Annotated in this window: 15 protein-coding genes; 9 read left to right on the plus strand and 6 right to left on the minus strand. The window is 61.6% G+C overall.

All coding sequences use genetic code 11. The features are described 5' to 3' along the window. Positions 1-545 precede the first annotated feature (545 nt). The 3 genes from LJF34_RS21930 to LJF34_RS21940 all read right to left on the minus strand — a co-directional run bounded on the left by LJF34_RS21930 (position 546) and on the right by LJF34_RS21940 (position 4,355). Entirely contained in the window at positions 546-1,364 is an 819-nt protein-coding gene (locus LJF34_RS21930) for an IclR family transcriptional regulator (protein ID WP_231187827.1), read from the minus strand. Between the two features lie 327 nt (positions 1,365-1,691). Then, positions 1,692-2,945, minus strand: a complete 1,254-nt coding sequence (locus LJF34_RS21935) for a M20 family metallo-hydrolase (RefSeq protein ID WP_231187828.1) — start codon at positions 2,943-2,945, stop codon at positions 1,692-1,694. 141 nt (positions 2,946-3,086) lie between these two features. Beyond that, a complete protein-coding gene (locus LJF34_RS21940) occupies positions 3,087-4,355 on the minus strand; it encodes an amidohydrolase (protein WP_231187830.1) in 1,269 nt (422 codons plus the stop codon). Positions 4,356-4,519: 164 nt separating this feature from the next. On the opposite strand from LJF34_RS21940, the gene LJF34_RS21945 reads away from it, so the two are divergent. From LJF34_RS21945 to LJF34_RS21965, 6 genes are all read left to right on the plus strand, one after another. After that, positions 4,520-6,259, plus strand: a complete 1,740-nt coding sequence (locus tag LJF34_RS21945) for an ABC transporter substrate-binding protein (RefSeq protein ID WP_231187832.1) — start codon at positions 4,520-4,522, stop codon at positions 6,257-6,259. A 79-nt stretch (positions 6,260-6,338) separates the two neighbouring features. Further along, entirely contained in the window at positions 6,339-7,307 is a 969-nt protein-coding gene (locus LJF34_RS21950; RefSeq protein WP_231187834.1) for an ABC transporter permease, read from the plus strand. Between the two features lie 2 nt (positions 7,308-7,309). Continuing rightward, positions 7,310-8,320, plus strand: coding sequence for an ABC transporter permease (locus tag LJF34_RS21955; RefSeq protein ID WP_231187836.1), 1,011 nt, complete (start codon positions 7,310-7,312; stop codon positions 8,318-8,320). Continuing rightward, on the plus strand, positions 8,317-9,360 hold the full coding sequence (locus LJF34_RS29315) for an ABC transporter ATP-binding protein (protein ID WP_342765898.1): 1,044 nt from the start codon (positions 8,317-8,319) through the stop codon (positions 9,358-9,360). The genes LJF34_RS21955 and LJF34_RS29315 overlap by 4 nt, the downstream gene beginning before the upstream one ends. Continuing rightward, positions 9,353-10,459 carry an oligopeptide/dipeptide ABC transporter ATP-binding protein gene (locus LJF34_RS29320; RefSeq protein WP_342765899.1) on the plus strand — a complete coding sequence of 369 codons (1,107 nt, stop codon included), beginning with the start codon at positions 9,353-9,355 and terminating at the stop codon, positions 10,457-10,459. Before LJF34_RS29315 ends, LJF34_RS29320 begins: the two co-directional genes overlap by 8 nt. Next, positions 10,456-10,662: a hypothetical protein gene (locus tag LJF34_RS21965; protein ID WP_231187838.1), complete on the plus strand. Its 207-nt coding sequence runs from the start codon at positions 10,456-10,458 to the stop codon at positions 10,660-10,662. Before LJF34_RS29320 ends, LJF34_RS21965 begins: the two co-directional genes overlap by 4 nt. A gap of 431 nt (positions 10,663-11,093) precedes the next feature. On the opposite strand, the gene LJF34_RS21970 is transcribed toward LJF34_RS21965, so the two are convergent. Beyond that, on the minus strand, positions 11,094-11,882 hold the full coding sequence (locus tag LJF34_RS21970) for an IclR family transcriptional regulator (protein ID WP_231187840.1): 789 nt from the start codon (positions 11,880-11,882) through the stop codon (positions 11,094-11,096). A 264-nt stretch (positions 11,883-12,146) separates the two neighbouring features. Between LJF34_RS21970 and LJF34_RS21975 the strand changes: the two genes are divergently transcribed. After that, positions 12,147-13,595 (plus strand): rhamnulokinase family protein, encoded by a 1,449-nt coding sequence (locus LJF34_RS21975; protein ID WP_231187842.1) that lies wholly within the window; start codon positions 12,147-12,149, stop codon positions 13,593-13,595. A 23-nt stretch (positions 13,596-13,618) separates the two neighbouring features. Here the strand turns inward: LJF34_RS21975 and LJF34_RS21980 are convergent, their stop codons facing one another. Then, positions 13,619-14,395: a glucose 1-dehydrogenase gene (locus tag LJF34_RS21980; RefSeq protein WP_231187844.1), complete on the minus strand. Its 777-nt coding sequence runs from the start codon at positions 14,393-14,395 to the stop codon at positions 13,619-13,621. A 157-nt stretch (positions 14,396-14,552) separates the two neighbouring features. Between LJF34_RS21980 and LJF34_RS21985 the strand changes: the two genes are divergently transcribed. Beyond that, positions 14,553-15,584 carry an alcohol dehydrogenase catalytic domain-containing protein gene (locus tag LJF34_RS21985; protein WP_231187846.1) on the plus strand — a complete coding sequence of 344 codons (1,032 nt, stop codon included), beginning with the start codon at positions 14,553-14,555 and terminating at the stop codon, positions 15,582-15,584. Between the two features lie 16 nt (positions 15,585-15,600). Here LJF34_RS21985 and LJF34_RS21990 read toward each other — a convergent pair whose 3' ends face one another. Then, positions 15,601-16,377, minus strand: a complete 777-nt coding sequence (locus LJF34_RS21990; protein ID WP_231187848.1) for an SDR family NAD(P)-dependent oxidoreductase — start codon at positions 16,375-16,377, stop codon at positions 15,601-15,603. A gap of 307 nt (positions 16,378-16,684) precedes the next feature. Here LJF34_RS21990 and LJF34_RS21995 point away from each other — a divergent pair, with 307 nt between their 5' ends. Continuing rightward, positions 16,685-18,094 carry a sugar ABC transporter substrate-binding protein gene (locus LJF34_RS21995; protein WP_231187850.1) on the plus strand — a complete coding sequence of 470 codons (1,410 nt, stop codon included), beginning with the start codon at positions 16,685-16,687 and terminating at the stop codon, positions 18,092-18,094. The last annotated feature ends 49 nt before the right edge of the window (positions 18,095-18,143 follow it).

Consider the following 18,143-nt stretch of genomic DNA (forward strand, 5'->3'; position numbering starts at 1 on the left):
CACACACCGAGGGCACCAGCAAGGGCATTTCGTCGTGAAATCATACGTTGATAATTTTTGTCAAAGCATAATAAAACACTCGCTCATACCGATTTCTATGCATTGAGAGCACCAGTCTCAACTTCTGTTATGGGTGGGAGGGGTGTGGGTGAATACCGCCACTCGCTCGCCGTTTTTACCGGCCCATGGCTTTGGACCCATCGAACGGCAAGTTGGGCGTGACTGGTCGAAGTGATCATACTCGGAAAAACACCACCTCATCGACGCTACCGAAACCACTGGCTCGGGTTGATTCGTACTACTTCTCGATTCCAACGTAGTGTTATTATTTATTCGGTAGACGGTGGTACACATTCAGCTGTGAAGTGTTACAGTGATAGTCCTGTAATGGCTTCTGAGAATTCGGAAGCCGGTGCGTCGAGCGTTCGTTTGTTACACCCAAGCCGACGATTACTGTCTTTTGAAGGAGTTCGTCGACGACGGAACGGGCGGAACCGTCCCCACCGAAGCACCTCTCGGTAGCAGCGCGCGACGTGATGACGGGACTACCCCAAACCCGGCGTGTCGGAGCTCCGATCCGACATGTTGATGTTGACCTCGATGACGTTGGCGGTGCTCGTGACCATCTCCGGAATCGTCTCCTGGAACTGCGTTCCTTTCATCCGGCTCGTCGGCCCGGAGACGCTCAACGCCCCGAGGACGTTTCCGTCGCGGTCCCTGATCGGCGCACCGACCGCGCGCAACCCCTCGATCTCCTCCTCGTCGTTGTAGGAGTAACCGCGTTCGCGCGTCTCTTCGAGTTCTTCGAGAAGTTCGTCCCTGTCGGTGATGGTGTTCCGGGTTTTGGCCGGCAGGCCGTGAAAGTCGATTATCTCCGCGGTTCGTTCGGGCGAGAGTTGTGACAGTATCGCCTTCCCCGTCGCCGACGGGTGCAGATAGTCGGGTTTCTGTAACTTCGACGTCTGATACTCGTCCCCGACGGCCTTCTCGCCGCGTACCTTGAGCAGGCTGATTCGAAGGCCGTGTTGCTCAGTCGAGAGGTGCGCGTACTCGTTGGTCCGTTTGGCCAACTTCTCGACCTCCTTCTTCCCCACTTTGTAGAGGACGTGCTGGTTGCGGACGAACTCGCCGAGGAGGAGGAACTGAAGACTGAGTTCGTACGCGTCGCCGTTCTTGACGACGAGCCCGGTTTGTCGAAGTGTTGCAAGATGGTTGTACATCGTGGTTTTGGAGACGTCGAGGTGGTCGACCAAGTCGTCAACGGTCGCGTTACGTAGCTCCTCCAGAGCCCGTATCACGTTCACCGCCGTCACAACGGTACTCAACGACCGTGATGGCGACCCGTTGTTCGGTAGTTTGCTCATACCATCACTGTGCAAACGACCGTTATAGTTGTTTGCATATGTTGCAATCTCAAGGGAGAAGGTAGTACGTGTGTTTTCGTCCGGCTCTGACTCGTCTAATCGTCCCATCACCGACCGACGGAGCTCGAGCCCCGGGGGCAAATCATCTTAGGGCGGCGTGATTTCCCGACGTTACGCGGGGGAAGTCGGAGTATTGAAATCGAACACCGACGATTGAATCCGACACATATAAAGAGAAACAAGCCAACATACCGCTTCTAGACCCCGGTTGCAACTATCTACGACGCAACGAGTCGCGTCCATCGTCGAGTGCAAGGTCCGATTCGGCTAGTAGTCGCTCGCCAGTTCCGCCAGCGTCGTCGCGAGTATATCGGTCGCTGCGGCGCAATCGTCCCAGTCGGTCCATTCGAGTGGATTGTGCGACAGGCCGTTCCGCGAGGGGGCAAATAGGAGCACGGTGTCGGTCACCGACGAGACGTTTGCAGTATCGTGCATCGCTGCGGAGTGCATCTTCTGTGCCCCGATATCGAGCGTTTCAGCCGCGTTCAATGCCACTTCGACACACCTGTCAGCCATCCGGCTGGGCCGCTGGTCACGGTACCGGTCGAATTCGGTTCGAACCGGAGCACGGCGTTCGAGACGCGTGAGTGACTGTCGAGCGCGGTCCGCGAGCGCGTTCATCGACTCGTATTCGACGTCGCGGATGTCCATGTGGAGTTCGACGTGCCCCGGAACGATGTTGCGAGCGTTCGGCGCGACGTCGCACCGGCCTACCGTTCCGACGGCCGTCGGACTGGTGGAGGCGACCACTTCTTCCGCGGCGCGACGAAAGTCGACGATGAACTCGCTCGCGGTCGTGAGCGCGTCGGACCGTTCATCCATGGGCGTCGCGCCCGCGTGGTCGGCCTCGCCGACGACTTCGACCCTGCAGTTCGTGATGCCGGTGATGGCGTCCACGACGCCGACCTGATTCCCGGCCGATTCCAACGTCGTTCCCTGTTCCACGTGCAGTTCCGCCCAGGCGGACCATTCGTCCGCGTGAACATCGTCGTCGCCCGCAAAGCCGACGTTCTGCAGGTGCGACCCGAGTGTGCGCCCCTCGTCATCAGCGAGCGACAGCGCCTCCTCGGGCGTTCGAACGCCGGCGGCGACGGACGACCCGAGCAATCCGAACGAGAACCGTGCGCCTTCCTCCTCGGTGAACGAGACGACATCGACCGGCCGTCGGAGGTCCGCGTTCGAAGCTTGCAGCGTTCGGACGGCTTCGAGCGCAGCGTAAACGCCGAGCGGCCCGTCGAAGATACCCCCCTTGGGAACGGAATCGAGGTGACTCCCGGCCGCCACGGGCGCGGCGTCGGGATCGACCCCCTCCGGCGTCCACCGCCCGACGATGTTTCCGACCGCATCGACGCGCACGGAGAGCCCGGCGTCTTCGAGCCGCGAGACGAAGAACTCCCGTGCGCGCCGGTCCGCGTCGCTTCCTGTCAGTACCGTCCGCCCGTGTCCTTCATCGACGTCGATAGCACCGAACTGGCCGTTCCGTTCGACGTCGCGACGAAGGCGTTCCTGGTCAACCTGCATACCTCCGCTCAATCGAAATGAGGGGTAATAAACGCAGTGTATCGTCCGGATAACTACCGGTAGCGCCGTCGAGTCGATGGCCGCCCTACCGACGGCGCGGCCGCTCTGAACCCAGCGGCGAATCACGTCCGAGTGCAGCGATCAGAGCGTTCGAACGGTACGAGCGACGACGTCAACCCCGATAGCGAGGGAATCCTCGTCGATATCGAATCGCGCCGTGTGGTGGCCGTGCGGGTTGCTCGCGCCGATGCCGACGTAGGTCGCTTCACCGCCGTTCTCCTGCACGCGACGGATGAGGTACGACGCGTCCTCGCTCCCGCCCATGTCGGCGCGTTCGACGACGGTGGAGACGGTGTCGACGTCGGCCACCGCGGCCGTGACGGCCTCGATCATCGAATCGTCGGCCGTAAACGTCGTCGTCTTCCCGTAGAGGCCGGTTCGAAGTTCCACGTCGTGCATTCCGGCCGCATGTTCGACGACGCGACGCGCTTTCTCCAACATGTAGTCGTTCAGGTCCGCCGAGCCGCCGCGAACCTCGACGCGCATCCGGACCTCCTCGGCGACTATGTTCTGCGGATTCGGCGAGTGGACCTTCCCGACGTTGATCCGGGTCGCGCCGTCGGAGTGGCGAGGGATGGCGTAGAGGTTCTGAATCGCCGTCGTCGCGGCCTGTAACGCGTTGCGTCCCTCGTTCGGCGCGTTCCCCGCGTGACTCGGGGCACCCTCGAACGTCACGTCGAGTTTCGCGTTCGACAGCGGGTTCTCGTACGCCGCGACGACCATTCCCGTCTCGTTACCGAGTCCGAGGTGAAGCGCGAGGAAGTATTCGACGTCGTCGAGGTGGTCGGTCTCGCTCATCGGTTTACCACCCCGCCCGCCCTCCTCCGCGGGTTGGAAGAACAGTTTCAACGTCCCGTCGAAACCGCCGTTCTCGTCGAATTCGCGTGCGATACCGAGACCGATGGCCGTATGGCCGTCGTGGCCACACGCGTGCATTTCGTTCGGATGGGTGCTCCCGAACCCGTCGCGGGCGGGGCGGTGGTCGTCGTCGGTAGCCTCGCTGCGTTCCAGCGCGTCCATGTCGACTCGGACACCGACGGTCGGTCCCGACCCGTCTCCGTACGACTTCTCGGCGACGAGTCCGGTGATATCGTCCATTCGATCGATGAACGACTCCGGTGCACCCTCCTCACGGGCGCGAGCGACCGCGTTCGCGATGTCGGCCTCGTCCGGAACGCCGAGACGGGCGTCCTCGGCGACGGCGTCCGTACCGAGGTGAAGGGTGTAGTCGCGTTCGTCGAGTTCGTGTGCGATGAGCGCAGTCGTACGGAACTCCTTCCAACCGGATTCGGGATTTTTGTGCAGGTCTCTGCGTAGCTCTCGTAGGGTGAGCGGTCTGGCATCTGCCATGGCCCTACAACAAAGTTCGACTATTAAACTGCTATGGGACAGGTAATCGTAACGAAACGTATCGAAACGAGGCCGTGCCGCCAACAAAACAATTATATAATCTATCTCCATGTGCTAAGATAGACCACACCAAAATGTGTGAATCGAAGTAGGTATACGTAGACATGAAAGAAGATGACATAATCGAATACAACCTGAATAGACGGCAGTTCGTCGGCGTCGCCGGCGTGCTGGCCGGGACTGCGCTCGCGGGATGTTCCGGAAAGTCGGACGACGGCGATGACAGCGGCGGAGACGGCAACGGCAACGGTGGCGGCGGCGGTGGCGGAAACGGCAAGAAGACGCGGTTGAACGTCGCCATCTCCGCGGAAGTGTGGAACTTCGATCCCGCGCTCTGGACGGACACCGCAACGAGTACCGTCGGCGGCCTCATCTTCGACGAGGTCATCGAACTGACGCCCGACGAGAAGCTGAAGCCGGGACTCGTGACGGAAGTGCCGGAACCGAAGAACGGCGGAAAGGCGTTCGAGTACACGCTCCGCGACGGAATCACGTTCCACAACGGCGACGACGTGACCGTCGAGGATTTCAAATACTCCGTCGATTGGATTCTGAACCCCGAGAACAACTCCCCCATCAAGAGCCGCATGCCGTTCGTGGAGAGCAGCGAAATCGTCGGCGACCGGACCCTCCGGCTGAACACGTCGAAGCCCTTCGGGACGCTCAACTGGTGGCTCACACGGAGTCTGGAAGGAATCGTCCCGAAGGATTCGCGCGGCGAGACGCAGGACGGGAAGGGGCCGAGCGGCCTCGCGACGAAACTGACGAACGATCCGAGCGGTGCGGGGACCGGCCCGTACGAGTTCGTCGAGTGGAAGAGCGGAAGTCACGTTCTGTTGAAGAAAAACGAGAACTACTGGATGGACGGCATCCCGTCGGTCGATGAAATCAAGTTCGACTTCATCGGGGAGAACTCCACGCGCCTCGCCAACCTCCGCTCCGGCACGATAGACCTCACGAACAAGGTTCCGCCGAAGGATTTCGAGGGGCTGAAGGGCCAGCCGGACATAACGGCGGAATCGGTTCCCGGAAACCTCACGCAGGTGCTCTATGTGAACCTCATGGAAGCGGAGGGCAACCCGATGAGCAACGTCAACAACCGGCGGGCGGTGCTCTATGGCATCGACGGCGACGAGATTCTGGACGAAATCTTCCAAGGACAGGGCGTCGTCCAGAAAGGTCCGTGGTACCCCGACAGCGAGTGGACGTCGCCGAAGCTCAAGGACATGAAGCTCTACGACCCCGACAAAGCACGCTCGGAACTCGAAAAGGCGGGCAATCCCGACGGCTTCGAGATGGACATCATCGCCACCAAGGGCTCGTGGTTCAAGGACGAAGCCGTCGTCATCCAGAATCAGCTGTCCAACATCGGCATCGATGTGAACGTCACCGCCGTGGACAAGTCGACCCTGTTGAACGAGGTTTACAGCACGAACAAGTGGCACGCCGCCATGGAAGACTGGGGACAGTCGATTCCGGTCGTGACGTCGTGGCTGGAGGCAGGCTACGCGAACAACAACCACAACCACAACAACTGGCACCACCAAGCGGACGACCTGATGGACATCTACGCCCCGAGCGGGCCTGAACCACCAGCGGACGCCAAGGGAGATTACTCGAACGGACACGAGTGGTACGTCGCACAGTTGCGCGAAGCGCAGGCCGCGACGGACGAAAAGACCCAGAAAGAGATCGTCTACCGTCTCCAGGAGTATCTCGTCGAACACGCGATTCAGATCGACATCGCGTACGTGAACAAGCTCGAGGCGTGGAACAACTCGGTCAAGAACTACGATATCGGCACGTTCGTCGACAAGTACCGGGACATCGAGATCGGTGAGTAAACGGATATAATCATGGAATTCGATCCAGAGGGAGTGAACGAATGAGTCTATGTAGAACCGCTTCGGTGGTGATCGGGCGATGAGCATGGGACGCTACGTCGCAAAACGCCTGCTGCTGACGATACCAGTACTGCTCGGTGTCAGCGTCGTGGTGTTCGCGCTGGTTCACCTCGCACCGGGTGGCCCCGTCCGCGTGATGCTCGGGCCGCTCCAAGACGAAAAGCTCGTCAGCCAAATTCGACACGACATGGGGTTGGACCAACCGGTGTACGTCCAGTACGGGCTCTGGATGGCCGATGCCATACAGGGCGACCTAGGAACGTCGTGGACCGTCCAACAGGGGGCACCAGTGACGGACATCATCGTGGAGCGACTGCCGCTGACGATCGAACTCTCGATACTCAGCATGATAATGGCGATACTCATCGCCATTCCCACCGGCATCATCAGTGCCGTGCGCCAGGACCGGATCGAGGACCACGCGGCGCGTATCGCCGCGTTGACCGGTATCTCCATCCCCGATTTCTGGCTGGGGATCATCCTCATCATGGTGTTCGCGGTTCAGTTCTCGTTCCCGTGGGCGACGGGCGGTTGGACGCCGCCGTGGGTCGACCCGGTGGCGAACCTCCAGCAACTGACGTTGCCAGTGATTACGCTCGGGACGGCATACTCCGCGCTCATCGCGCGGATGATGCGCTCGGAGATGCTCGACACGCTCAGCCAAGATTACATCAAGACGGCGAAAGCAATGGGTATCAGCAGCCGCGAAGTGATACTGAAAGACGCCACAAAGAACGCACTCATCCCGGTCGTCACCGTCATCGGCGTCGGCCTAGGACAGCTGATGAACGGGGCGATTCTGACGGAGACCGTATTTAATCTCCCGGGAATCGGGAAGCTCCTGATACTCGCCATCGACCGGCGGGATTACCGCATCATTCAGGCGCTCATCCTGTTCATCTCGATGGTGTTCGTCTTCGCGAACCTCGCGGTCGACGTACTCTACGCCTACCTCGACCCCAGAATCCGATACGGCGGGAGGAACTAACGATGGCAACGAAAGACCACGCAGAGGCGGACGAGTTCGACGCTGAGTCGGCCCCCGGGACGCATCACTCGCAGCTCCAGATGTTCTGGAAGGAGTTCCGGCGCAACAAGCTATCGCTGATCGGCGGTGGGATAATCGGCACGATGGTTCTCCTCGCGCTGTTCGCACCCTACGTCGCCCCGCACGACCCAACCGCACAGTTCGAGGCACCCGAGGGCGAACACAACCCGATGCCGATGGGCGCCGAAATGATAGTCGAAAACGAGAACGGCGAGGCGGTCGGATCGATGACCGCCTACCTCGGAACTGACCATCACGGCCGCGATATCCTCTCGCGCATCCTCTACGGCTTGCGCACACTGATGACGGTGTCGCTCGGCGTCGTCTTCTTCGCCATGCTCATCGGCGTGAGCGCGGGTGCGATAGCTGGCTACTACCGGAACACGTGGATCGACGAGATCATCATGCGGTTCATGGACATCCTCTTTTCGTTCCCGAGCCTCATCCTCGCCATCGCGGTGCTGGGCGTACTGGGCGTCGGGGAGACGGAATACGCGTCGTTCGTGCTTCCGAACTTGGTGAAGATAATCATCGTCATCGGCGTCGTCTACATTCCGAGTTTCGCCCGCGTCATGCGCGGCTCCGTGCTCAAGGAGATGGAAGAGGATTACATCGACGCCGCCAAGGCGCTCGGAGCGAGCGACCGACACATCCTCCTGAAGGACATCGCCGTGAACACGCTGCCGACCGTGGTCGTTCAGGGCACGTTGTACATGGGGACGGCCGTGCTGGCGAGCGCCGCGCTGTCGTTTCTCGGCCTCGGTATCCAGCCCCCGAAGGCGAGTCTCGGGTTGATGCTGTCGAACGCGCGAGGCTACCTCTACAGCGGCGAGTGGTGGTACTCGGTGTTCCCGGGCGCGGTCATCGTGCTCACCATCCTCGGGTTCAACCTGCTCGGTGACGGGCTACGCGATGCACTCGATCCGCGGTACACGGAGGAAACGAGAGAATGAGCGACCCGATTCTGTCGGTTCGCGATCTCGTCACGCGGTTCTACACGGACGAAGGGACGGTGAAAGCCGTCGACGGCTCCTCGTTTGACCTCCACGAGGGCGAAACCCTCGGCATCGTCGGCGAGAGCGGGTCCGGAAAGAGCGTTACCGCGCTCTCCGTGATGCAACTCGTCGACGAACCCGGACGCATCGAACGGGGAAGCGTCCTCTACGACGGCGACGACCTGTTGGACAAGAGCGAAGCCGAGATGCGCGCGATACGGGGCAACGAGATATCGATGATGTTCCAGGACCCGATGACGAGCCTGAACCCGGTGTTCACCATCGGCCAACAGATCAGCCGCGTCATCCTGCGACATCAGGACGTTTCGAAGCGAGAAGCGCGCGAGCGCACCGTCTCGCTCATGAAAGACGTGGGGATTCCGGAACCGGAGGCCCGCGTCGACAGCTATCCGCACCAGTTTTCGGGCGGGATGCGCCAGCGCGCACTGCTCGCGATGGCGATCTCGTGCGAACCGGACGTGCTCATCGCGGACGAACCGACGACGGCACTCGACGTGACCATCGAGGCACAGATCTTCGAAGTGCTCGACGACCTTCAGGAAAAGTACGGCATGAGCATCATCCTCATCACGCACGATCTCGGCGTCGTCGCCGGCACCTGCGACCGCGTCGCGGTCGCGTACGGCGGTCGCATCGTCGAACGCGCGAGCGTGGACGACCTCTTCGAGAATCCGCGCCACCCCTACACGCGCGGGTTGATGCGTTCGCTGCCGACGCTGCGGGGAGAACTGGACCGGTTGGTCCCGGTCAAAGGCGACGTGCCGAACCTCGCCGCCCTGCCGTCGGGGTGTTCGTTCCATCCGCGATGTCCGCACGCGACGGACGCGTGTCGCGAGTACGACCCGGAACTGCGGTCGGTCGAACCGAATCGCGAGGCCGCCTGTATCCACGCCCGTGGATACGGCCCGACATCGAACGAGACGGAAACCGGTCCGCGTACCGAAACCGCGGCCGATGGAGGAGTAATCGATGACTGACGACTCACTGGTGGAGGTGAGCGGACTGCGCAAGCACTTCGTTCAGAACGATGGACTGATCGACCGACTGATGGGCGCGGAGGAGCGCATCAAGGCCGTCGACGGCGTCGACTTCGAAATCGAACGCGGCGAGACGCTCGGACTCGTTGGCGAATCCGGAAGCGGAAAGTCCACGACGGCACGGTCGCTCCTGCGCCTCGACGAGCCGACGGAGGGGACGGTTCGCTACGACGGAACCGACCTCACCGACCTGTCGGATGGGGAGATGAAGGCGATGCGAAAGCGGATCCAGATGGTGTTTCAGGACCCCGCGTCCAGTCTCAACCGTCGAAAGACCATCTCACAGCTGCTCAAACAGCCGATGGAGATTCACGGGCTGTACGAGGGCGAACGCGACGAGCGCGTCGACGAACTGATGGAGACGGTCGGCCTTCCGCCGCAGTTCTCCAATCGGTATCCGCACGAGTTCTCGGGCGGGCAGCGCCAGCGCGTCGGTATCGCCCGCGCGCTGGCGGTCGATCCGGAGTTCATCGTCGCCGACGAACCCGTCTCGGCGCTCGACGTCTCCATCCAAGCCCAGGTACTCAACTTGTTGATGGATCTGCAGGACGAGTTGGATCTGACGATCCTGTTCATCGCCCACGACCTCAGCGTCATCCGCCACGTCTGTGATCGCGTGGCGGTCATGTATCTCGGCGAGATAGTGGAGGTGGCGGACGGGTCGGACCTCTTCGAAAGTCCGCAACACCCGTACACGAAGTCGTTACTCCGCGCGATTCCGGAACCGGATCCCGACCTCGCCCGCACGCGAACGGCGTTGGAGGGGGAGGTCCCGTCGCCGCTCGACCCGCCGTCAGGGTGTTCGTTCCACTCTCGCTGCCCGAACGCTACCGAGGAGTGCAAGACGACTGACCCGTCGCTGGATGCGATACCCGGGGCGAACGACGGGCACAAGGCGGCGTGCATTCACGTCGACGAGTTCGAGTACGGAACGGGCTTCGTCGCCGAGGACGCGGTCGTCGACGACAGGTTCAGCATCGAGGGCTTCGACCACGCCGACGAACCTGTCGCGGACGGCGGACGGCTGGGTAACGAATGAAAGTCGCGCTGAAGCCGATGATTCGGCTCGCCCTCACGTTCGCCATCGTGTGGTTCTACAGCGCCCTACTCACGCCACTCGATTCGGGGGTCCGCTTTCTCGCCATCGTCGTGCTCGCCATCCCGACGTGGCTTGTCGTGAGTCGGGCGCTCTTCACGGACGACGACCGGTCGCCGTTTCGGTTCCGTCGCGACACGGAGTGACCGGGAACCGGCCCGGGTCGCCGTTGTTACGCTTACACGATACACTGTGTGTAGGGAGGCTGGAGCGGATTCGGTTTCGCCTACCGCTCGATACGATACGGAAAAACGCTATTCTTAAGAGGGGGGTGATCAGAATAGGTAGTAGAGAGGCATTTAGAACAACACATATGCCAGACGATAGTATAGAGAACGAGACGAGGTGACGAGGCCACGTAGGATGCAAGCCAACCGTTGGACCGTCGTCGTTTTGACGATCCATTGCATTACACCCCTACCATTGTAATTTAGATGTGGGAACATTAGGAACCACGGTCGCCTCGGCAGTTTCGAGGACGATAGCGGTCGACGAACCAAGGGACGGTTCCCGACCGGTACCGAGAGTACGAACGAACCGGAGAACCCGTCGAATCGTTTAGAATTACTAAACGAGTTCAATCGGATCGGAGTTCCAGTTCTACCTGCTTCGCGGTACTCAACACCTGTCCGGTGATGTCCTCCTCGAAACGCCTGCCGTTGAGCACCTCCGCCCGTCCGACCACGGAGATGGCCCCCTCGCGCTCGTCCTCGTTACTGCGGACGGGAGCGGCAACGCCGTTGACTCCTTCGATTCGTTCCTCCCGACAGTAAGCGACGCCGTCACCGCGGACGCTTCGAAGTTGTGCGTCGAGCGTCTCCCGGTCGGTTATCGTTTGGGGTGTTCGCGCGGGCAACCCGTGTCGTCGAACGCACTCCTCGACACGTTGGTCGGGCATCGAAGCGAGAATCGCCTTTCCAGCGGCGGTCGCGTGGAGCGGCAGTTGGTCACCATCGACCGACGGCGGCGACCACGTGCCGGAACTCACCGCGTGATAGACACGAGTCCCGCGGCCCTCCTCCTCGATGAAGAGGCCGACCCATTCTCCGGTCGTCTTCGAGAGGTTGTCCAAGTAGGGTTTCGCAACGCGGAACAGGTTCGACCGCTCCCGCGTCCGTTCGCCCGTCGCGAGCGCGCGCAAGGTGAGGTCGTATCGGCCGTCGATTTTCTTCACGTATCCCAAACTGCGAAGCGTCGTCAGGTGGTTGTGGACGGTTCCCTTCGTCGCGTCCATTCTGGTGGTCACGTTGGTCACGCCGAGCGGCCCATCGGTCGCGAGAATTTCTATGAGCGCGAACGACGTCCGCGTCGCCTTCACCGGATACCGATTCGGTTCGTCCATGAGCGTACATCGCAAGAGTGCCATTTATATTTGTTCACCGATGCTAAACTAGCAGTTTGAATTCATACCGAATGATGATTTATGTTCTGTCGAAGACGGGCGTTCACCGACTTTTCGAACGTATCCACACGAAAACCGAAGTGTGAGACCCTCACGGATCCGTTTTGTCCTCCTAAACATACCAGTATGCTATCCGTAATTTTCTGCTAAATTGAAGACTTTTCCATAGCGTGAGTCAGTTCGGGAAACATTAAAAACAATGGAGGACATCGATAACGAAAGAACGGCATGAAACACGTAGCAGTGGATATCGGCGCTAACGGCGGCACGGTGTTCGCCGGAAGCATCGAAACCGGCCGACTGGACGTGGCCGAGATTTACCGGTTCGACAACCGACCCACGGAGACGGACGGTCGATACGTTTGGGAGCTATCGAGGCTCCTCGATGACATCGAAACCGGCCTCTCGTTGGCTGCCGAAGAACTCGACGGAGTCGACACGGTCGGAATCGACACGTGGGGGCTCGATTTCGGACTGCTCCGCGACGGCGAACCGATGGGCGACCCGTACTCCTACCGCGACCCGGCGGTGATCGAAACGCGCGATGCTATCATCGACGCGGTCGGAAAGCGGTCGATATTCGACGCCACCGGACTCAACCACTGGAACACCCCGAACACGCTCTGGCAGTACCACGCGCTCGCCGAAAACGAACCGGACCGTCTCGCCGACGCGGACCGCCTGCTGATGATGCCGCAGTTGCTGACGTATCTCCTCGGCGGCGACCCCGTCACGGAAGTCACCGTCGCCTCGACGACGCAGATGTTGGACCCCGAACGGCGGGCGTGGAACACCGACCTCCTCGATGACCTCTCGCTCCCGACCGAACCGCTGCCGCCGCTCCGCGAACCGGGAAGCACGGCCGGAACGGTGTCGGCGGAGTATCTCCCGTCGGAACCGGAACTGGTCCTCCCGGCGAGCCACGACACGGCGGCGGCCGTCGCCGGAATGCCGCTTTCGGACGGTACGGCGTTCCTCAGCACCGGGTCGTGGTTCATCCTCGGACTCGTAACTTCGCAGCCGAACCGCTCGGCGGCGGCCTACGAGGCCGGACTCTCCAACGAACTGGGCTTCGACCACACCGTCCGTCTGCTGAAGAACGTGAACGGGTTCTTCCTGCTCGAAGAGTGTCGATGGGCGTGGGAGGAACGCGGCGAGTCGGCGTCCTACGAGGAGTTGATAGCCGCCGCTCGCGACGTACCTGCAAGGAAAACGCTCGTGGACCCGGACGCGGAGACCTTCAGCATCGACGGAGAGATGCCGGAGCGGATAGCCGACTACTGCCGGGAGACAGAACAACCGATTCCGGAAACGAAGGGCGAAACCGTCCGCTGTCTCCTCGATAGCCTCGCGGTGAAAACGGCCGTCGCGCTCGACGAGATCGCGTCCGTGACCGGTCGTGACCCGTCCACGCTCCACGTCGGCGGTGGCGGCGTTCGAAACGAACTGTTCTGCCGAACCCTCGCTGACGCGACCGGGAGGGTGGTCCGTGCGGGACCGACGGAAGCCACGGCGACGGGCAACCTCCTGACGCAGGCGGTCGCCGCCGGGTCGCTTCCCGACCTCGAAACGGGGCGCGAACTCGTCGAAGCGACGACGAATATTCGCACGTACGAACCGACGGGCGGCGGATGGGACGACGCGAAGACGACGATGCGCGAACTGGCGTCCCGGTGAACCAACGTCGGCCCCACTCCGCTTCAGCGCGAGGTGTAGCCGCCGTCGACGCGAACGATTTCGCCGGTCGTGTACGCCGACGCCTCGCTTGCGAGGTAGACGACGATTCCGCGGAGGTCGTCCGGGCGGCCAAGCCGTCCCATCGGTGTGTTGTCCACCCACGTTCGTTCCATCTCGGGGTCGGCTTCGAGTACTTCCTCGACGAGGTCGGTCCGCATGTACCCCGGCGCGATGGCGTTGACGCGAACGCCGCGGTCGGCCCATTCGACGGCCATCGACTTCGTCACCATCAGCACGCCCGCCTTCGACGCGTTGTATCCGACCTGCGGCTGCGGAACGTTGACGTTGTACGCCGACATCGAGGCGATGTTGACGATGCGTCCCTCGCTCCGTTCAAGCATTCGACGACCGACGTGTTTCGCACAGAGGAACACGCCCGAGAGGTTCACGTCGAGCGTCTTCTGCCACGTCTCGTACTCCATCTCCTCGGCCGGGGCGTTCGCGGCGATGCCGGCGTTGTTTATCAGGACGTCTATCGGTCCGAGACGGTCCGTTACCGTCTCCACCATCGCTTCGACTTCGGCTTCGTCCGTCACGTCCACCTCGACGGCGGTGGTATCGACGCCGATTTCTTCGAGTTCCGAGGCCGTCGCTTCCGCGGTTTCGATATCGACGTCGACTATCGCCACGTCGGCACCCGCCTCCGCGAGTGCGTCCGCCATCTCCTTCCCGAGTCCGCGGGCCGCTCCCGTCACGATGGCGGTCTCTCCGTCGAGCGCAAATCGGTCTAGTACACCCATCTGTTCCGAATACTGTTCGCCCATCCATAGTAAATATTTCGCAGGAATCAGTGGAGACAATATTCGGGTGAACGCGGCCGGAACCCGAGACGGGTTGGAAGCGAGTCCGGGGGAGAAGATTTAACCGACAGTCCCGAGATGACAGTCATATCCGCCTATGAAAGCAGCAGTACTGACGGATACCGGTTCCGTCGCCATCGAGGAGCGAGAGAAACCGAATCCGGGAGCGGACGACGTCCTCGTCCGCGTGAACGCCTGTGGCGTCTGTATGACCGACTATCACATGTATCACGGAACCTTTCCCGTCGATTTCCCGACGATTCCGGGCCACGAGAGCGCCGGGGAAGTCGTCGCCGTCGGCGACGACGTGTCGGACGTCGACGTCGGGGACAGGGTCGCCATCAACCCCTCCATTCCCTGCAACCGATGTCAGGCGTGCGTGAACGGCAACGAGAACCTCTGTGAGAACTTCACCTCCATCGGCGGCGCGGCCGACACCATCATCGACGGCGCGTTCGCCGAATACGTCCGTGCGCCCGCGGGGTACGTCGAATCCATCGGGGACGTTCCGTATCGGACGGCCGCGTTCGCCGAACCCCTCGCCTGCTGCATTCACGCCGTCGATCAGGTATCCCTCGAATCCGGCGACACGGTCGTCATCATCGGCGCGGGACCCATCGGTCTGCTCCTCGCCCAGACCTTCCGCGCGAGCGGCGCGGGAACGGTCGTCGTCTCGGAACCCGTCGACGAACGGCGCGAACTGGCGCTCGAAACCGGTGCTGACGCCGTGGTCGACCCCGTCGAATCCGAGTTGGCGTCCGAACTCGACGACCTCGTCGACCGAGTGGACATCGCCGTCGAAGCCGTCGGCCTCCCGGAGACCATCGAAACAGCCCTATCGTTGCCGTCCGCGGGCGGGACGACGCTCGTCTTCGGCGTCCCGCCGCAGGGAACGACCGTCGAAATCGACCCGTTCGACGTCTACTACGACGAACTCGAACTCGTCGGGACGTTCTCGCTCACCCCGAACGACTTCGCTCGCGCCGTCACGTTCCTCCGAAACGGGCGAATCGACGTCGAACCGCTCGTCACCGACGAGTACGACCTCGACGGACTTTCGGACGCGTTCTCGCAGATGGAGGACAAGAAGGGGTTGAAGAAGATGATCTACCCGAACGACGATCGATGACGCTGACCGATGACGCTCAGCGACTGTCCAACCGCCAACTGTCGATGGGGACCTGCCCGCCGTCGACGCGCAGTTCGTGGCCGTTGATGTAGTCGCTGGCGGGCGACGCGAGGAACGTCGTCGCCTGCGCGACGTCCTCGGGGTCGGCGAACCGCCCGAGCGGGTTGTTGTCGAGTATCTGTTTCCGGACGGCGTCGCTGAACTCCTCCGTCATCCGGGTGTTCACCCACCCCGGCGCGACGGCGTTGACGCGGACGCCTTCCCGACCGAGTTCGAGCGCGAGACTCTTGGTCAACCCGAGCAGGCTGAACTTCCCGACGTCGTAGGCGGGCGACATCCCGACGCCGTTCTTCGTGTGAATCGACGTGACGTTGATCATCTTCCCGTATCCGCGCTCGACCATCCCGTCCACGACCGCTCGGATGCAGTTCAACGACCCGTTGAGGTGGACGTCGATGTTCAACTCGAACGTGTCGTCGTACCCCTCGTCGAGGAACGGCCCGGCGTCGCCGACGCCCGCGTTGTTCACGAGGATGTCTATCGGTCCGAGACGCTCCGTGGCCGTCTCCACCATCGCTTCGACTTCCGCGCTGTCCGTCACGTCCGCGCCGATGCCGATGCACTCGACACCCAAGTCACGAATCTCGGCGGCAGTTTCCTCTGCGACGTCGGGGTCCACGTCGTTGACGACGACGTCGGCACCGTTGGTCGCGAATCGTTTCGCCGTCTCTCTACCCATACCGCGGCCCGCGCCGGTGACGAGCGCGGTCCGCTCGGACAAGTCACAGTCCATGTTCGGAGTGACTGGGTTTGACCATATATTTGTTTCGTGTACTTGAGAAGAAATAGTGACTTCAAGTGGTTGTAGTAAGGGCAATGCTTAATTATGAGTAATGGAATTATTCGCGTGGATAACTGTCGACGGAAACCGGTATCGAAGCCATCGACATCCCGCCGGACGGTTCGGTCGATATCGACGGCGTCGTCGGACGCACACGCGGTCGATGCGACGAACCCGGCCGAACGCCTGCAGGGGACTGACCATCACCAGACACGGACAATGAACACGAGCAATCGAACCACGGCAACGGAGCCGACCAATGACGAATAGGACGCGCCGCGACTTCCTCGCGGTCGCCGGGACGAGCGCGGCAGTCGGCCTCAGCGGCTGTACGCGAGGCGGAGAGGCCTCGTCGGGGAGCGATACGAAGACGGTGGACCCGACGAGCGGCGACGCGAAAATCAGCCTCTCCGAGTACACCGGCGCGAACATCGAGTGGAAGCAACACGAGGGGACGACCATCAACGTCGGAGCAGTCCAACACGCGTGGATAGACAACATCCGTCCGCTCGTCCCGCTGTTCGAGGAGTTGACGGGCATCGACGTGGTGTGGAACATCCTCCCGGAACAGCAGTTCCGGACGAAGCGACTCACCGACGTGAGCACCGGAGCCGGAAAGTTCGACGTCTTCTTCATGGACCAAGTCGTCAACCAGTTCCGCGAGGCGGGGTGGCTCCAGTTCCTCGACCCGTACTTCGAGCGCGATGATCTCTTCGACGAGCAGTGGTATCAACCGAACGACCTCCTCGGTGTCTGTCGCGAGGCGTGCCACGGGGCCGGTCGGACGAAACATTGGACGGGCATGCCGATAACCGTCGAGGTTCACACGATGTTCTATCGGAAGGACCTCTACGAGAAACACGGCCTGTCGGTGCCGAAGACGACCGACCAGTTCCTCCACAACGCGAAGGTCATTCAGGAGGAAGAAGAGGGCATGTCGGGGCTCGTCAACCGCGGCCAGAAAGGGTACGGCATGAACGTCTACACGATGGACGCGTGGATTCGGGAGTACGGCGGGAGCCTCTGGAAGCAGTACCCGGACGAATCCGGCCTCGATACCGACGCGGCGAAGCGGGCGTGTCGGTACTACGTCGATGCGTTACAGAAGTACGGCCCGCCGTCTATCGGGACCATGACGTGGTCGGAGGTGGTCGCGGCCATGCAAGGCGGCAACGCCGCGCACGTGATGAACGACGCGAACCTCTTCTGGGGAAGCTTCGCCGACTCCTCCCCCGACGGGGGCGAAATTGGCGTCGCCAAGATGGTGACGCCGACGACGAAGGGAAGCAAGTTCGCGCCGGGCGCGTTCACGTGGCAACTGTCCACGTCGAAGGCCGCGCGACACCCCGAGGCGGCGTTCCTGTTCATGCTGTGGGCGACGTCGAAGCCGACCCAACGGTGGATGTCGATTCAGCGGAACGCGTCGTTCCCGACGCGCCAATCCATCTGGTCGAAGAAGGCGTACAAGAAGAAGTACGGGAAGACGTTCAGTCGTGTGTCGCTGGAATCGCTGAGTGACGCGGTGACGGAACCGTACGACGCGATGTACCCCGTCTGGGCACAGAAGTACTCCATCCAGCTTCAGAAGGCCATCACCGGCGGCAAGTCCGTCGAATCGGCCCTCTCGAAGTCCGCACAACAGGCCGAACTCATCGTCCAGCAGGACTGACCATGATACGAACACGTACCCACCGCAAATCGACGGACCACACCACCGA

This window comes from Haladaptatus sp. DYF46 (genome assembly GCF_021083305.1).
GTDB lineage: Archaea > Halobacteriota > Halobacteria > Halobacteriales > Haladaptataceae > Haladaptatus.